Origin of the sequence: Pseudomonas sp. B35(2017) (assembly GCF_002113645.1) — a bacterium.
Classification (GTDB): Bacteria; Pseudomonadota; Gammaproteobacteria; order Pseudomonadales; family Pseudomonadaceae; genus Aquipseudomonas; species Aquipseudomonas ekonensis.
Window position 1 is genome coordinate 85,573 of record NZ_NEIZ01000003.1, and the last position, 15,558, is coordinate 101,130.

At 64.1% G+C, this 15,558-nt stretch carries 14 protein-coding genes; 8 read left to right on the forward strand and 6 right to left on the reverse strand.

What is annotated here, in order from left to right:
• Window positions 1-35 precede the first annotated feature (35 nt).
• Both dapD and CAG41_RS06935 read right to left on the reverse strand, forming a co-directional pair.
• Window positions 36-1,070, reverse strand: a complete 1,035-nt coding sequence (gene dapD, locus CAG41_RS06930; RefSeq protein ID WP_085581362.1) for a 2,3,4,5-tetrahydropyridine-2,6-dicarboxylate N-succinyltransferase — start codon at window positions 1,068-1,070, stop codon at window positions 36-38.
• A gap of 32 nt (window positions 1,071-1,102) precedes the next feature.
• A complete protein-coding gene (locus CAG41_RS06935) occupies window positions 1,103-1,465 on the reverse strand; it encodes an ArsC family reductase (RefSeq protein ID WP_085581364.1) in 363 nt (120 codons plus the stop codon).
• A 272-nt stretch (window positions 1,466-1,737) separates the two neighbouring features.
• Between CAG41_RS06935 and CAG41_RS06940 the strand changes: the two genes are divergently transcribed.
• Window positions 1,738-3,369, forward strand: a complete 1,632-nt coding sequence (locus tag CAG41_RS06940) for a Na+/H+ antiporter (protein ID WP_085632055.1) — start codon at window positions 1,738-1,740, stop codon at window positions 3,367-3,369.
• Window positions 3,370-3,396: 27 nt separating this feature from the next.
• On the opposite strand, the gene CAG41_RS06945 is transcribed toward CAG41_RS06940, so the two are convergent.
• The 4 genes from CAG41_RS06945 to map form a co-directional block, all read right to left on the reverse strand.
• Complete coding sequence (locus CAG41_RS06945; protein WP_085581368.1) at window positions 3,397-4,143, reverse strand: peptidase M12; 747 nt, start codon at window positions 4,141-4,143, stop codon at window positions 3,397-3,399.
• A gap of 155 nt (window positions 4,144-4,298) precedes the next feature.
• Complete coding sequence (gene dapC / locus CAG41_RS06950) at window positions 4,299-5,498, reverse strand: succinyldiaminopimelate transaminase (protein ID WP_085581370.1); 1,200 nt, start codon at window positions 5,496-5,498, stop codon at window positions 4,299-4,301.
• Between the two features lie 61 nt (window positions 5,499-5,559).
• Window positions 5,560-8,262 carry a [protein-PII] uridylyltransferase gene (locus CAG41_RS06955; protein ID WP_085581373.1) on the reverse strand — a complete coding sequence of 901 codons (2,703 nt, stop codon included), beginning with the start codon at window positions 8,260-8,262 and terminating at the stop codon, window positions 5,560-5,562.
• Window positions 8,263-8,302: 40 nt separating this feature from the next.
• The gene (map, locus tag CAG41_RS06960) at window positions 8,303-9,085 is read right to left on the reverse strand and encodes a type I methionyl aminopeptidase (protein WP_085581375.1); all 783 of its coding nucleotides are present in this window, start codon (window positions 9,083-9,085) and stop codon (window positions 8,303-8,305) included.
• Between the two features lie 373 nt (window positions 9,086-9,458).
• Between map and rpsB the strand changes: the two genes are divergently transcribed.
• The 7 genes from rpsB (at window position 9,459) to ispC (ending at window position 15,541) form a co-directional block, all read left to right on the forward strand.
• On the forward strand, window positions 9,459-10,196 hold the full coding sequence (rpsB, locus tag CAG41_RS06965) for a 30S ribosomal protein S2 (RefSeq protein WP_085581377.1): 738 nt from the start codon (window positions 9,459-9,461) through the stop codon (window positions 10,194-10,196).
• Between the two features lie 205 nt (window positions 10,197-10,401).
• Complete coding sequence (gene tsf / locus CAG41_RS06970) at window positions 10,402-11,265, forward strand: translation elongation factor Ts (protein WP_085581379.1); 864 nt, start codon at window positions 10,402-10,404, stop codon at window positions 11,263-11,265.
• Between the two features lie 212 nt (window positions 11,266-11,477).
• Window positions 11,478-12,221, forward strand: a complete 744-nt coding sequence (gene pyrH / locus CAG41_RS06975; RefSeq protein WP_011332683.1) for a UMP kinase — start codon at window positions 11,478-11,480, stop codon at window positions 12,219-12,221.
• Complete coding sequence (frr, locus tag CAG41_RS06980) at window positions 12,218-12,775, forward strand: ribosome recycling factor (RefSeq protein WP_085581381.1); 558 nt, start codon at window positions 12,218-12,220, stop codon at window positions 12,773-12,775. Before pyrH ends, frr begins: the two co-directional genes overlap by 4 nt.
• A gap of 17 nt (window positions 12,776-12,792) precedes the next feature.
• Window positions 12,793-13,548 carry a polyprenyl diphosphate synthase gene (gene uppS / locus CAG41_RS06985; RefSeq protein ID WP_085581383.1) on the forward strand — a complete coding sequence of 252 codons (756 nt, stop codon included), beginning with the start codon at window positions 12,793-12,795 and terminating at the stop codon, window positions 13,546-13,548.
• Window positions 13,548-14,354 (forward strand): phosphatidate cytidylyltransferase, encoded by an 807-nt coding sequence (locus CAG41_RS06990; protein ID WP_085581385.1) that lies wholly within the window; start codon window positions 13,548-13,550, stop codon window positions 14,352-14,354. The genes uppS and CAG41_RS06990 overlap by 1 nt, the downstream gene beginning before the upstream one ends.
• Entirely contained in the window at window positions 14,351-15,541 is a 1,191-nt protein-coding gene (gene ispC / locus CAG41_RS06995; RefSeq protein ID WP_085581387.1) for a 1-deoxy-D-xylulose-5-phosphate reductoisomerase, read from the forward strand. Before CAG41_RS06990 ends, ispC begins: the two co-directional genes overlap by 4 nt.
• Window positions 15,542-15,558: the final 17 nt, after the last annotated feature.

Sequence of the window (15,558 nt, forward strand, 5' to 3'; positions counted from 1 at the left end):
GTTTGCCCGCTCCCACAGGTTGGACGATGTGCCGCTTAGTTGTGGGCGTGCAGCGCTTCGTTCAGTTCGATGGCCGATTTGTGGGTCTTGCACTCCACGGCACCGGTTTCCGAATTGCGGCGGAACAGCAGGTCGGTCTGGCCGGCCAGGTCACGGGCCTTGACCACCTTGACCAACTGGTTGTTCTCGTCCAGCAGCGCGACTTTGGTGCCGGCGGTCACGTACAGGCCCGACTCGACGGTGTTGCGGTCGCCCAGCGGGATGCCGATGCCGGCGTTGGCGCCGATCAGGCAGCCTTCGCCGACCTTGATCACAATGTTGCCGCCGCCCGACAGGGTGCCCATGGTCGAGCAGCCGCCGCCCAGGTCCGAACCCTTGCCGACGAACACGCCGGCGGACACGCGGCCTTCGATCATGCCCGGGCCTTCGGTGCCGGCGTTGAAGTTGACGAAGCCTTCGTGCATCACGGTGGTGCCTTCGCCCACGTAGGCGCCCAGGCGCAGGCGGGCGGCGTCAGCGATGCGCACGCCGGCCGGCACGACGTAGTCGGTCATTTTCGGGAACTTGTCCACCGAGAACACTTCCAGCAGCTCGCCGCGCAGGCGGGCTTCGAGCTGCAGTTCGGCCAGTTCGCTCAGGTCGATGGCGCCCTGGCTGGTCCAGGCCACGTTCGGCAGCAGCGGGAAGATGCCGGCCAGGCTCACGCCGTGCGGCTTCACCAGGCGGTGGGACAGCAGGTGCAGCTTCAGGTAGGCCTCAGGGGTGGAGGTCAGCTGGGTGTCTTCGGCCAGCAGGGTGGCGACCAGCGGCTTGTGGCTTTCGGCCAGGCGGGTCAGCAGCTTGGCCTGCGCGGCGTCGACGCCCTTCACGGCTTCGGCCAGTTGCGCGGCCTGGGCGGTGGTGAAGGCGATGGCCTGGTTGCCTTCGGTGTAGCCCAGGATCGGCGCGACGGCGGCGACCAGCTCGGCCGACGGCTTGAGCAGCGGCTGGGCGTAGAACACTTCCAGCCAGGCGCCGTCACGGTTTTGGGTGCCGACGCCGAAGGCCAGGCTGAACAGGGAGTTGGACATGTGAATACCTCTATCGAATGGGGACGGGCCGCTTACTTGAGCGCTGCCGCGTAGGTATCTGGCTTGAAGCCAATCAGGGTTCGGTCACCGAGATCGAGCACCGGGCGCTTGATCATCGAGGGTTGGGCGAGCATCAGTTCGATGGCCTTCGGCTGGTCGAGATCGGCTTTCTGTTCGTCGTCGAGCTTGCGGAAGGTCGTGCCCGCGCGGTTCAGCACGGTTTGCCAGCCATGTTCGTCGCACCATTGGGTCAGGTGCTCACGGTCGATGCCGGCGGTCTTGTAGTCGTGGAAGTCGTAGCTGACAGCGTGTTCATCGAGCCAGGTGCGCGCCTTTTTCATGGTGTCGCAGGCTTTGATGCCGAAAAGGTGCAACGTTTTGCTTGAAACGGTCAAGGAATCGCCCCCTTTACAGGTGCTGGAGAAAAATGGTGTCGGATTATGCCATGACCGGACGGCATCGCGGCGGCCGTGGTCGATTTACTCGCCGGAATCTTGATCGGGCCTGTGGGGCCGCTGTCTGGTTTGGCCGGGTGAGGCCATCACCAGCAGGCTGGCGCCCGCAGAAGGGCCGATCGAGGCTGTGCGACATAGGTGCAACGGTCATCCGGAGCCTATGCGGCTAATATGGCAGTTCATCGCTGTCGATCGCCTGAGACATCCGCTTTATGCAAACCGCCTACACCGTCCTGATCCTGTTGATGCTGGTCAGCGTCTCGCGCCTGGTCGGACGGGTCGTCCCCTTGCCGCTGCCGCTGGTGCAGATCGCCGCCGGGGCCTTGCTGGCCTGGCCGACGCTGGGGCTGCATGTCGCCCTCGATCCTGAACTGTTCCTGTTCCTGTTTTTGCCGCCGCTGCTGTTTTCCGATGGCTGGCGCATGCCCAAGCGGGCGTTCTGGCACTTGCGCGGCCCGATCCTGACGCTGGCGGTGGGGCTGGTGCTGTTCACCGTCGTCGGGGCGGGCTACTTCATCCATTGGCTGCTGCCGGACATCCCGTTGCCGGTGGCCTTCGCCCTGGCGGCCGTGCTGTCGCCCACCGATGCGGTGGCGGTGTCCGCCATCTCCCAGAACCGCCTGCCGACTCCGTTGATGCACGTCCTGCAGGGCGAGGCGCTGATGAACGACGCCTCGGGCCTGGTGACGTTCAAGTTCGCCCTGGTGGCGGCGGTCACCGGCGCGTTTTCGCTGGCCGGCGCGAGCCTGACATTCGTGCTGGTGGCGGCGGGAGGCCTGCTGGTCGGCGTGGCGCTGAGCTGGCTGGTCGGCCGGCTGCGGGCGTGGATGATCGCCCGCGGCTGGGACGATCCGGCGACCCATGTGGTGTTCATGCTGCTGTTGCCGTTCGCCGCTTACGTGCTTGCCGAGCGCCTGGGCGCTTCGGGCATCCTCTCGGCCGTCGCGGCCGGCATGATGCAGAGCTGGCTCGACCTGTTGCCGCGCCAAACCAGCACCCGGCTGCTCAACCGCAGCGTCTGGTCGCTGTTGGAGTTCGCCTTCAACGGCCTGATTTTCCTGCTGCTGGGCCTGCAGTTGCCGGACATCGTCAAGGCGGTGGTCAGCCATGAACCGACGTTGTGGCCCGCGTTGTTCTACCGTGGCCTCGAAGTGCTGGCGATCTTCCTGGCGCTGGTGCTGCTGCGCTTCGTCTGGGTGCAGAGCATCTGGCGCCTGTCTGTGCTGTTGCGCCGTCTGCGCGGCAAGGGCGACCTGACGCAGGTGCCGACGGCGCGTTCCTGCTGGCTGCTGACGGTGGGCGGGGTGCGCGGGGCGGTGACGTTGGCGGGTGTGATGTCGGTGCCGATGCTGATGGGCGCGCAAGCGTTTCCGGAGCGGGACTTGCTGATCTTCATCGCCGCCGGGGTGATCCTGCTGTCGCTGATTGCGGCCTGCATCGCGCTGCCGCTGCTGCTTCGGGGCGTCGAGAAGAGCCCGGACGACAAGCGCCGCCAGGAAGTCCGCGAGGCCTGGCGCAAGACCGCCGAGGCGGCGATCCATGCGCTGGAGACCGAAGAGGCCAACCCGCAGGACGCCGCCGAGGCCGCCCTGGCGGTGGAGCTCAAGGCACGGATCATGTCCGAGTACCGCCATCAGCTGGAGGTGTTCAACGATTCGGCCGAAGCCCAGGCGCTGGCTTTCCAGATGGATCTGCTGGAGCGTCGCCTGCGCCTGAAGGCGCTGCGGGCGCAGCGTCTGACGCTTTACAGCCTGAGCCGTCACCACCAGATCGGTGATGACGTGCTGCGAGAAGTGCTGGCGGACCTTGATCTGAGCGAGGCGAACCTGGGGCAGGTCAAGTGAGCGGAGGCCCCGGCAAGGGCCGGGTGCTCAGCGGGTTTGCCGGGGCTGCTTCGGGTACATCAGCCGCATCATCTTCTTGTCCTTTTTGCTGATCTTGCGGTTGATCGGGTTTTCCCAGTCCCCCAGCGTCAGTTCGTTCGAGACCGGGTGATGCATGATTGACCGGCGGTCGTAGTCAGTGTGGATCGCCACCGGCGTGCTGAAGGTTTTGAACAGGTTCAGGTCGACCTGCTTGCGGGTCAGCGGGTTCATCTCGCGGTTCTGGTAAAACGCGTACACCTTGGGTTTGTCCCAGGGGATTTTGGCCTGCGGATGCAGGTGTTCGTGCATCGCGCCCAGGGCATGGCCGAACTCATGGGTGACGATCACGTCGAAGTCCGGATGGTCGGGCGTCACGCCCAGGTTCATGGTGGGCCAGTCGGGATGGACGAGCAGCGCGTCGGTGCCGAGCATCGAGCTGTTGTTGTTGTTCTTCGTCGCGATGCGGATATCGCCCTGCACGCCTTCGACGAAATCGAACGTCAGGTTGATGTACGGCAGCCAGCGGCTGGCGGCGCTGATGATTCTCTGTTTGCGCTCGGGGTCGGGCGCGTCGATGAAGGCGATCGTCAGGGTTCGGCCGTTGGCCCAGAGTTTCGAATAGTCGATCAGCGAACGCTTGCGGCGTCCGCCGCTGGCGGTGCCGGCGTTGGCGGGGTTTTCGTTGATGGCGGTGTCATGGGCGGCCTGGTCGTCCGGCCATTGCACGAGCCTGCAATCCTGCAATTGATTCATGGGGGCTTCATCCTTGAAGTGGAGGGGGCGATGCGCAAGTCGATGCGCGGGGCAAGAGTAACCTGCCTTCCTGCACTAAAAGGTGTCCGCGCCGTGCGCAGGTGTTTCCCGATATGAAAAGTCACCGTGCCAGCATGGCTGGCACGGTGTCGGGCTCACTGTCGACGGGTGATGAACGCGCGGATCCGTTCGGCGGCCTCGACGCACTCCGCCAGCGGTGCCACCAGCGCCATGCGCACACGGCCGGCCCCAGGGTTGACGCCGTCGGCGTCGCGGGACAGGTACGAACCCGGCACCACGGTCACGTGCTCCTGTTCGAACAGGTCGCGGCAGAACGCCGCGTCGTCGCCGTTCACGTTCGGCCACAGGTAGAAGCTGCCGTCGGGGCGCTGCACGTCCATCACCGGGCTGAGGATCGCCAGCACGGCGTCGAACTTCTCGCGGTACAGCGCACGGTTGGCGCGCACGTGCACTTCGTCGTTCCAGGCGGCGACGCTGGCCAGTTGGGTCTGCACCGGCATCGCGCAGCCGTGGTAGGTGCGGTACAGCAGGAAGCCCTTGAGGACGTCGGCGTCGCCGGCGACGAAGCCCGAGCGCAGCCCCGGCAGGTTCGAGCGCTTGGACAGGCTGTGGAACACCACGCAGCGCTTGAAGTCCTTGCGGCCCAGCTCGGCGCAGGCGGTCAGCAGGCCCGGCGGCGGGGTCTGTTCGTCGAAGTACAGTTCGCTGTAGCACTCGTCGGCGGCGATCACGAAATCATGCTCGTCAGCCAGGGCGATCAGTTTTTTGAGGGTGTCGAGGGGGATCAGCGCGCCGGTCGGGTTGCCCGGCGAGCACAGGAACAGAATCTGGCAGCGTTTCCAGATGTCCGGCGACACCGCGTCGAAGTCCGGGTTGAAGCCGTTTTCGTCCAGGCACGGCAGGTAGTGCGGCTTGGCCCCGGCCAGGAACGCCGCGCCTTCGTAGATCTGGTAGAACGGGTTCGGGCTGACCACCAGCGCGTCGTCACCGCGGTTGACCACGGTCTGGGTGAAGGCGAACAGCGCCTCGCGGGTGCCGTTGACCGGCAGCACGTTGCGCGCCGGGTCGATCCAGCCGCCCGGCACGTTGAAGCGGCGTTCGCACCAGGCGGCGATGGCTTCGCGCAGGGCCGGGATGCCGAGGGTGGTCGGGTACACCGCCATCTGCTCCAGGTTGCTGGCCAGCGCCTCGGCGACAAAGCTCGGCGAGCGGTGTTTCGGCTCGCCGATCGACAGGGCGATCGGGCGCTTGTCCGGGTTCGGCGTGACGCTGCCGAGCAAGGCGCGGAGCTTTTCGAACGGGTAGGGCTGCAACTGGTTCAGGGCGTTGTTCATGAAGGGTCTCGTGCTGTGCGGGAGCGGGCGAGCCCGCTCCCGCAAGGGGAAAATAGTCGGGTCAGATGCTGATGCGCGACAGCTTGATGTCGGGCTCCTGGTTGACGCTCAGTTGCTCGACGATCGCATCCTGCAATCGGCTGCACAGCAGCGGGTCGGACAACGGCTGGTTGTGCGCGTCGGTGATGAAGAACACGTCTTCCACCCGCTCGCCCAGGGTGGCGATCTTGGCGTTCTGCAGCGACAGGTCGAACTCCAGGAAAATCCCGCCGACCCGCGCCAGCAGGCCCGGCCGGTCCGGTGCCGTGAGCTCCAGCACCGTCACCGGACGCTGGGCGTCGTTGTGGATCGTCACCTGCGGCGCAAACGCGAAATGCTTGAGCTGGCGCGGCACCCGGCGCTGGATGATCGTCGGGTAGTCGTCAGGGTTGCGCAGGGCCTCCGTCAGCCCGTCGCGGATCTGCTTGACCCGCAGCGGGTTGTCGCCGATCGAGTCGCCGTCGGTGTCGAGCACGATGTAGGTGTCGAGGGTGAACTGGCTGCTGGAGGTGATGATCCGGGCGTCGTGGATGTTCAGGTTGAGCTGATCCATCGCCGCCACCGTCACGGCGAAGAAGTCGTGCTGGTCCGGCGCATAGATGAAGATCTGCGTGCCGCCTTCGAACTCGCGCTGGGTGGTCTCCTTGATCAGCACCAGCGGGCCGCCGTCGGCCGGTTGCTGGAGGATCGCGTCGCTGTGCCAGGCCACGTCGCCGGCGGTGTGGCGCAGGAAGTAGTCGTCGCCCAGCTGCGCCCACAATTGCTCGACGTCGTCCGGGTCGGTGCCGCCGCGCACCAGGATGTCCAGCGCGGCGCTCTGGGTCTGGCGGATCTGCTCCTCGCGATCCACCGGGTTTTCCAGGCCGCGGCGCAGCGCACGCTTGGTTTCGGTGTAGAGCTGGCGCAGCAGGCTGGCGCGCCAGGAGTTCCACAGGGTCGGGTTGGTGGCGTTGATGTCGGCCACGGTCAGCACGTAGAGATAGTCCAGGCGGGTCTCGTCGCCGACGGTCTGGGCGAAGTCGTGGATCACCTGCGGGTCGGACAGGTCCTTGCGCTGGGCGGTGGTGGACATCACCAGGTGGTTCTGCACCAGCCACACGATCAGGCGGGTGTCCCAGACCGGCAACTGGTGGCGCTGGCAGAAGGCCTCGGCGTCCACGGCGCCGATCTCGGAGTGGTCGCCGTGGCGGCCCTTGCCGATGTCGTGGTACAGGCCGGCCAGGTAGATCAGTTCGGGCTTGGGCAGCTTGCCCATGAGCTTGCTGGCCAGCGGGAATTTTTCCGACACCTGGGTGTACTGCAGTTTGCGCAGGTGCTTGATCAGGTTCAGCGTGTGGGCGTCCACGGTGTAGATGTGGAACAGGTCGTGCTGCATCTGCCCGACGATGAAGCCGAACTCCGGCAGGTAGCGCCCGAGGATGCCGTAGCGGTTCATCCGGCGCAGGTTGCGGTGGATGCCGATCTTGCACTTGAACAGCTCGATGAACAGGCTGGTGTTGCGGATGTCGTTGCGGAAATTGTCGTCGATCAGGTGCCGGTGTTCGCGCAGCAGGCGGATGGTGTCGGCCCGCACGCCCTTGATTTCCGGCTGCTGGGCCATCAGCACGAAGATCTCGAGCATGGCGAACGGCGTGCGGCGGAACACGTTTTCGCTGCGGGCCTCGATGTAGCCGTCGTGCAGCTGGAACCGTGCGTTGATCGGCTGCGGCGGGGCTTCGTCCTCCGGCGCGAGGATGACTTCCTCGAAGTGCTGGATGATCAGGTCGCTGAGCTGGGCGATGCTCATCACCACGCGGAAATACTGCTGCATGAAGTTTTCGACGGCTTGCTTGGCGTCGTCGCCTTCAAAACCCAGCAGCGTGGCGATCGAGCGCTGATGGTCGAACAGCAGGCGATCCTCGGCGCGGCCGGCCAGCATGTGCAGGGCATAGCGCACCTTCCAGAGGAACTCCTGGGACGAGGCGAGCAGGGCGTTTTCGCTCTCCACCAGAAAGCCTTCGCCGGCCAGCGCCCGCAGGTTCAGGGTGCCGTACTGGCGCCGGGCGACCCAGAGGATCGTCTGGATGTCCCGCAGCCCGCCGGGCGAGCCTTTGACGTTGGGCTCCAGGTTGTACTCGGTGTCGTTGTACTTGTGGTGGCGGGCCTTCTGCTCGGCGCGCTTGGCCAGGAAGAAGTCCTTGCTCGGCCACATGTGGGCGGTGCTGGTGACGTCCAGCATCCGCTGGCGCAGGCGCTCGGGGCCGCAGATGGTGCGGCTTTCCATCAGGTTGGTGACGACCGTGAGGTCGGCGCGGGCCTCTTCGGCGCATTCGTCCACCGAGCGCACGCTCTGGCCGACCTCCAGGCCGATGTCCCAGAGCAGGGTCAGGAAGCGTTCGATGGAGTCGCGGAAGATCTCATGGTCGGCGCTGTCCAGCAGGATCAGCAGATCGATGTCGGAATAGGGGTGCAGCTCGCCTCGGCCGTAGCCGCCGACCGCCACCAGCGCGATGTCGGCGTCGTCGCTCCAGTTGAACTGCTCCCAGGCCTTTTGCAGGATGTTGTCGACGAACCAGGCGCGGTCTTCGATCAACCGGCGGATGTCGCGGCCGTTGCGAAAACGCGTGTCGAGCACCTCGTGGGCCTGGCGGATGGCCTTCTTGAATGCCGCGATGGGACTCGCTTTCAGGGCCAGTTCAGCCTGGAACTGGCCGCGGTCGAAGAGTTCGGGATCCACCTGCGGCATCGGTTGGCTTTCCTTCTATAGGCTGGGAGCGGTGTCTGGGTCAGGCCGATACGCGCGGGATCGTGTCGTCGCTGCGCAGGGTGAAGATCTCGTAGCCGGTTTCGGTGACCAGCAGGGTGTGTTCCCACTGCGCCGAGAGCTTGCGGTCCTTGGTGATGGCGGTCCAGCCGTCGCCCAGCACCTTGGTGTCGGCCTTGCCCTGGTTGATCATCGGCTCGATGGTAAAGGTCATGCCGGCCTGCAGCTCCATGCCGGTGCCGGCGCGGCCGTAGTGCAGGATCTGCGGCTCTTCATGGAACACCTTGCCGATGCCGTGGCCGCAGAACTCGCGCACCACCGAGAAGCCGTTCTTCTCGGCGTGCTTCTGGATGATCTCGCCGATGTCGCCGAGGCGGCAGCCGGGCTTGACGATCTCGATCGCCTTGTACATGCATTCCTGGGTGACCTGGGACAGGCGTTCGGCCCAGACCGGCACGGTGCCGACGTGGAACATGCGGCTGGTGTCGCCGTGGTAGCCGTCCTTGATCACCGTGACGTCGATGTTCAGGGTATCGCCGTTCTTCAGCGGCTTGTCGTTGGGGATGCCGTGGCAGACCACGTGGTTGATCGAGGTGCAGATCGACTTCGGGTAGCCCTTGTAGTTGAGCGGGGCGGGGATGGCCTGCTGCACGTTGACGATGTAGTCGTGGCAGATCTGGTTCAGCTCATCGGTGGTGATGCCCGGCTTTACGTGTTCGGCGATCATTTCCAGCACGTCGGCGGCCAGTTTGCCGGCGACACGCATGCCAGCGATGTCCTCGGGGGTTTTGAGGTTGACGGTCATACAGGCTCTCTCTGCGCCCGGCGGCGCTTGCAGATACGGATAGGACGGCAGGCGTTCAGGCTGCGGCCCTGAAAAACGCGATTCTAACAGACGAAAGGCGCAAATCCGCGTCTGTGTGCATCGCGTCCGTCCGTACAATGCCGTGCCAGGGCGGATCCGCGGCGCGCTTCCCTCATGTCCCTGATGCGAATGCAGATTCCGGGTTCCGTTTGCGCCCTCCTTGTGATATAAAATGCGCCGCTTTCCGGGGATAGCCCCGAAAGCATTAACCCACACACGTGTCGACACGATGACCTGGGTGCCCTTGATCCTCGGATCGGCGGTTGGTCATTGGGATGCGTGGAGGCCCAACCCGACTTATCAAGGAACTATCATGTCCCAAGTCAACATGCGCGATATGCTGAAGGCCGGTGTGCACTTCGGTCACCAAACCCGTTACTGGAACCCGAAAATGGGCAAGTACATTTTCGGCGCGCGCAACAAGATCCACATCATCAACCTTGAAAAAACCCTGCCGATGTTCAACGAAGCACTGACCTTCGTAGAGCGCCTGGCCCAGGGCAAAAACAAGATTCTGTTCGTCGGCACCAAGCGTTCCGCCGGCAAGATCGTCGCCGAGCAAGCAGCACGCTGCGGCTCGCCGTACGTCGATCACCGCTGGTTGGGCGGCATGCTGACCAACTTCAAGACCATCCGTGCTTCCATCAAGCGTCTGCGTGACCTCGAAGTTCAAGCCGAAGACGGCACCTTCGCCAAGCTGACCAAGAAAGAAGCGCTGATGCGCACCCGTGACCTCGAGAAGCTGGACCGCTCCCTGGGCGGCATCAAGGACATGGGCGGCCTGCCGGACGCTCTGTTCGTGATCGACGTCGACCACGAGCGCATCGCGATCACCGAAGCCAACAAGCTGGGCATCCCGGTCATCGGCGTAGTCGATACCAACAGCAGCCCGGAAGGCGTTGACTACATCATCCCAGGCAACGACGACGCCATCCGCGCGATCGAGCTGTACATGGGTTCGATGGCTGACGCCGTTATCCGTGGCCGCAACAACGTTGCTGGCGGCACCGAAGTCTTCGCTGAAGAAGCTCCGGCGGCTGCAGCTGAGTAATTGACGCCCTGGCGTTGACTCAGTAAGCAAAAAGGGGGCTTGGCCCCCTTTTTGCCACCTCGAAAACCATTTGTCGGCGCCCGCTTGTGGCAGCGCCCGCCCTGCATCTGTAACGTGCAGCGGCTATACAAGGTGGTTCGGGAAGAATTGAACGCCCGTTCAGTCGGGTGGAATGGTTGAAAACCTATCCAAGAGGAATTTGAAAATGGCAGCAATTACTGCAGCGTTGGTCAAAGAACTGCGCGAGCGCACCGGCGAAGGCATGATGGATTGCAAGAAAGCCCTGGAAAAGGCTGGCGGCGACATCGAGAAAGCCATTGATGACATGCGTGCTTCGGGCGCCATCAAGGCTGCCAAGAAAGCAGGCAACATCGCTGCCGAAGGCGCCATCGCCGTGAAGACCGACGGTAAATCCGCCGTTCTGCTGGAAGTGAACTCGCAGACCGACTTCCTGGCCCTGCAGGACGACTTCAAGAACTTCGTCGCCGAAAGCCTGGAAGAAGCCTTCGCCCAGAAGCTGACCGACGCCGCTCCGCTGATCGCATCCCGTGAAGCCGCCCGTGAAGCCCTGGTCGCCAAGTGCGGCGAAAACGTCAACATCCGTCGCCTGGCGCGCGTTGAGGGTGACGTTGTCGGTGCTTACCTGCACGGCAACAAGATCGGCGCTACCGTCGTTCTGAAAGGCGGCGACATCGAGCTGGCCAAGAACATCGCCATGCACGTTGCCGCTTCGAACCCAGAGTTCCTGCTGCCGTCGGAAGTGTCGGCCGAAGCCATCGAGCGCGAAAAAGGCGTTTTCCTGCAGCTGAACGCCGACAAGATCGCGGGCAAGCCGGAAAACATCGTCGAGAACATGATCAAAGGTCGTATCTCGAAGTTCCTGGCCGAAGCCTCGCTGGTCGAGCAAGCGTTCGTCATGAACCCGGAAGTCAAGGTCGGCGAACTGGCCAAGAAAGCCGGCGCTGAAATCGTTTCCTTCACCTACTTCAAAGTGGGCGAAGGCATCGAGAAGCCAGTCGACAACTTCGCTGAAGAAGTTGCCGCACAAGTGGCTGCCGCCAAGCAGTAAGACGGTTTTTCAACTGTCGCCCGAAAGAGGCTGCCCGCTCACGCGCGCAGCCTCTTTTCAGATACGGTGACCGATTTTTTAATTGGTTTCCGCTTGGAACTGACTTACAAAGCCATGTTCCGATGGCGCTGAAGCAGCGCCAAGCTAGAGTGAAGCGCCAGCTGCAAACAGCTCGCAAAGAATTTTTAAATACGCCGCAGGAGAGATTCGCAATGGCTCAGCAGGGCAGTGGTTATCAGGCTCGCTATAAACGCATTCTACTCAAGCTCAGCGGCGAGGCCCTGATGGGCTCGGAAGAGTTCGGGATCGACCCGAAGGTGCTGGACCGCATGGCGCTGGAAGTCGGCCAGCTGGTCGGCATCGGTGTTCAGGTCGGTCTGGTGATCGGCGGCGGCAACCTGTTCCGCGGCGAAGCCCTGAGCAAGGCCGGCATGGACCGCGTCACGGGCGACCACATGGGCATGCTGGCCACTGTGATGAACGCCCTGGCCATGCGCGATGCGCTGGAACGTGCCAATATCTCGGCCATCGTGATGTCCGCCATTTCCATGGTCGGCGTGACCGATCACTATGATCGCCGCAAGGCCATGCGCCACCTGAACTCCAAGGACGTCGTGATTTTCGCCGCCGGCACCGGCAATCCGTTCTTCACCACGGATTCGGCAGCCTGCCTGCGAGCCATCGAAATCGACGCCGACGTCGTGCTCAAGGCGACCAAGGTCGATGGCGTCTACACCGCAGACCCGTTCAAAGACCCGCATGCCGAGAAGTTCGATCATCTGACCTACGATGAAGTGCTGGATCGCAAGCTGGGTGTGATGGATCTGACGGCCATTTGCCTGTGCCGCGACCACAAGATGCCGCTGCGTGTATTCAACATGAACAAGCCCGGCGCCCTGCTGAACATCGTGCATGGCGGCGCCGAAGGAACCCTGATCGAGGAAGTTCAACAATGATCAACGAAATCAAGAAAGACGCCCAGGCGCGCATGCAGAAGTCCCTGGAGTCCCTGGCGCACGCGTTCGGCCAGATCCGCACCGGCAAGGCCCACCCGAGCATCCTGGGCAGCGTGATGGTGCCTTACTACGGCGCCGACACCCCGCTGAGCGGTGTGGCCAACGTGACCGTGAAGGACAGCCAGACCCTGCAGGTGGTGCCGTTCGAGCGCAACATGCTCGGCGCCATCGACAAGGCCATCGGCAGCGCCGGCCTCAACCTCAACCCGACCAACCTTGGCGAGTTGCTGCTGATCAAGATGGCGCCGCTGACCGAAGAGACCCGCAAGGGCTTCACCAAGCAGGCGCGCGCCGCGGCCGAAGATGCCCGCGTCGCCGTGCGCAACATCCGTCGTGACGCCCTGGGCGAGCTGAAGAAGCTGTCCAAGGACAAGGAAATCAGCGAAGACGAAGAGCGTCGCGCCGGTGCCGACATCGACAAGCTGATCAAGGACTTCGAAGGTCAGATCGCCAAGGCGACCGAAGAAAAAGAAAAGGATCTGATGGCCGTATAAAGGGTCAGGACGCCTTCATGGAAAAGACCAAGCAGACTGCGCCGTCCGCGGTGCCGCGCCATGTCGCGATCATCATGGATGGCAACAACCGCTGGGCGAAGAAACGCTTCATGCCCGGCGTCGCCGGGCACAAGGCGGGCGTGGATGCCGTGCGTGCGGTGATAGAAGTGTGCGCCGAGGCCAAGGTCGAGGTGCTGACGCTGTTTGCCTTCTCCAGCGAGAACTGGCAGCGCCCGGCCGATGAGGTCAGCGCCTTGATGGATCTGTTCTTCAAGGCGTTGCGTCGTGAGGCCAAGCGCCTCAACGACAACAACATCAGCCTGCGCATCATCGGCGACCGTTCGCGCTTCCACCCTGAGCTTCAGGCGGCGATGCGCGAAGCCGAGGCGATGACCGCCGGCGCCAACCGCTTTGTCCTGCAGATCGCCGCCAACTACGGCGGCCAGTGGGACATCGCGCAGGCTGCGCAGCGTCTTGCCCGTGAGGTGCAGGCCGGTCACCTGCGGCCGGACGACATCACGCCGGACCTGTTGCAGGCGTGCCTGGCCACCGGCGACCTGCCGTTGCCGGACCTGTGCATCCGCACCGGCGGCGAACACCGCATCAGCAACTTCCTGCTCTGGCAGCTCGCTTACGCCGAGCTGTATTTCTCCGACCTGTTCTGGCCGGACTTCAAACACGATGCCATGCGCAACGCGCTGGCCGATTTCGCTTCGCGCCAGCGCCGCTTCGGTAAAACGAGCGAGCAGGTCGAAGCCGGAGCCCGGGTTTAATGCTTAAACAACGAATCATCACCGCACTGATCTTGCTGCCGATCGCGTTGGGCGGTTTCTTTCTGCTCGAAGGATCCGGTTTTGCGTTGTTCATCGGGCTGGTCGTGAGTCTCGGCGCGTGGGAATGGGCGCGTCTGGCGGGCTTCGGCGCGCAGTCGTTCCGCGTAGGCTACGCCGCCGTGGTGGCGTTGATGCTGTTCGTCATGTACATCCTGCCCGGCCTTGCGCCCTGGGTGCTCGGCGCTTCGGTGCTGTGGTGGGCGGTGGCCACGTATCTGGTGCTGACCTACCCGCAATCCAGCGGGCATTGGGCCAGCGCGGCGTGCAAGCTGGTCATCGGCTTCCTGATCCTGCTGCCCGCCTGGCAAGGGCTGGTGCAGATCAAGCAGTACCCGCTGGGCAACTGGCTGATCATGGCGGTGATGGTGCTGGTGTGGGGCGCCGACATCGGCGCCTACTTCTCCGGCCGGGCCTTCGGCAAGCGCAAGCTGGCGCCGCAGGTCAGCCCGGGCAAGAGTTGGGAGGGCGTCTACGGCGGCCTCGCCTTGAGCCTGGCGATCACCGTGCTGGTCGGCTTCGTGCGCGACTGGACCGTGGCGCAGCTGTTCAAGGGCTTGATCGGGGCGGCCGTGATCGTGTTCGTTTCGGTGGTGGGCGACCTCACCGAAAGCATGTTCAAGCGCCAGTCCGGCATCAAGGACAGCAGTAACCTGCTGCCGGGGCACGGCGGTGTCCTGGACCGCATCGACAGCCTGACCGCAGCGATCCCGCTGTTCGCCGTGATGCTGTGGATGGCCGCACCGTGAGCCGGCCGCAGCAGATCACCGTACTGGGGGCGACCGGTTCCATCGGTCTGAGCACCCTGGATGTCATCGCGCGCCATCCTGACCGTTACCGGGCGTTCGCCCTGAGTGGGTTCAGCCGCCTGAGCGAGCTGCTTGCCCTGTGCGTGCGTCATGTACCGCAATTCGCGGTCGTGCCTGAGGCTCAGGCTGCGCGCCACCTGCAGGACGACCTGCGCGCCGCCGGCCTGCCGACCCGCGTGCTGGTGGGGGAGGAGGGGCTGTGCCAGGTGGCTGCAGCTCCCGAAGTGGACGCCGTGATGGCGGCGATCGTCGGCGCGGCCGGGCTGCGCCCGACCCTGGCGGCCGTCGAGGCGGGCAAGAAAATCCTGCTGGCAAACAAGGAGGCGCTGGTGATGTCCGGCGCCTTGTTCATGCAGGCGGTGCGCAAGAGCGGTTCGGCGCTGCTGCCGATCGACAGCGAGCACAATGCGATTTTCCAATGCATGCCGCAGGACTTCTCCCGCGGATTGAGCCATGTCGGTGTCCGTCGGATTCTTCTGACGGCCTCCGGCGGCCCTTTCCGGCAGACGCCGATGGCTGACTTGGCGCATGTTTCACCTGAGCAGGCGTGTGCCCACCCGAACTGGTCCATGGGGCGCAAGATTTCGGTGGATTCGGCCAGCATGATGAACAAGGGCCTAGAGCTGATCGAAGCCTGCTGGCTGTTCGATGCCAAGCCCTCGCAGGTCGAGGTGGTCATCCATCCGCAGAGCGTGATCCATTCGCTGGTCGATTATGTGGACGGTTCCGTGTTGGCGCAGTTGGGCAACCCGGACATGCGCACGCCGATCGCCAACGCACTGGCCTGGCCCGAGCGGATCGACTCGGGCGTGGCGCCGCTGGACCTGTTCGCGGTGGCGCGCCTGGACTTCGAGGCACCGGACGAGCAGCGCTTCCCTTGCCTGCGCCTGGCGCGCCAGGCGGCGGAAGCCGGCGACAGCGCCCCGGCGATGCTGAATGCGGCCAACGAAGTGGCGGTCGCGGCGTTTCTCGACGGACGGGTTCGCTACCTGGAAATCGCGAGTATCATCGAAGAAGTCTTGAATCTTCAGCCCGTGGTGGCGCTGGATGACCTGGACGCGGTATTCACGGCGGACGCGAAGGCACGGGCACTGGCCGGCCAATGGCTGAGCCGCCACGGCCGTTAGGCTGCGCCGTACTTGGC

Excerpts from the sequence above, each read along its gene's own strand:
- dapD (WP_085581362.1), bottom strand. The coding sequence starts at position 1,070 with ATGTCCAACTCCCTGTTCAGCCTGGCCTTCGGCGTCGGCACCCAAAAC.
- CAG41_RS06940 (WP_085632055.1), top strand. The coding sequence starts at position 1,738 with ATGCAAACCGCCTACACCGTCCTGATCCTGTTGATGCTGGTCAGCGTC.
- CAG41_RS06945 (WP_085581368.1), bottom strand. The coding sequence starts at position 4,143 with ATGAATCAATTGCAGGATTGCAGGCTCGTGCAATGGCCGGACGACCAG.
- dapC (WP_085581370.1), bottom strand. The coding sequence starts at position 5,498 with ATGAACAACGCCCTGAACCAGTTGCAGCCCTACCCGTTCGAAAAGCTC.
- CAG41_RS06955 (WP_085581373.1), bottom strand. The coding sequence starts at position 8,262 with ATGCCGCAGGTGGATCCCGAACTCTTCGACCGCGGCCAGTTCCAGGCT.
- map (WP_085581375.1), bottom strand. The coding sequence starts at position 9,085 with ATGACCGTCAACCTCAAAACCCCCGAGGACATCGCTGGCATGCGTGTC.
- rpsB (WP_085581377.1), top strand. The coding sequence starts at position 9,459 with ATGTCCCAAGTCAACATGCGCGATATGCTGAAGGCCGGTGTGCACTTC.
- tsf (WP_085581379.1), top strand. The coding sequence starts at position 10,402 with ATGGCAGCAATTACTGCAGCGTTGGTCAAAGAACTGCGCGAGCGCACC.
- pyrH (WP_011332683.1), top strand. The coding sequence starts at position 11,478 with ATGGCTCAGCAGGGCAGTGGTTATCAGGCTCGCTATAAACGCATTCTA.
- frr (WP_085581381.1), top strand. The coding sequence starts at position 12,218 with ATGATCAACGAAATCAAGAAAGACGCCCAGGCGCGCATGCAGAAGTCC.
- uppS (WP_085581383.1), top strand. The coding sequence starts at position 12,793 with ATGGAAAAGACCAAGCAGACTGCGCCGTCCGCGGTGCCGCGCCATGTC.
- CAG41_RS06990 (WP_085581385.1), top strand. The coding sequence starts at position 13,548 with ATGCTTAAACAACGAATCATCACCGCACTGATCTTGCTGCCGATCGCG.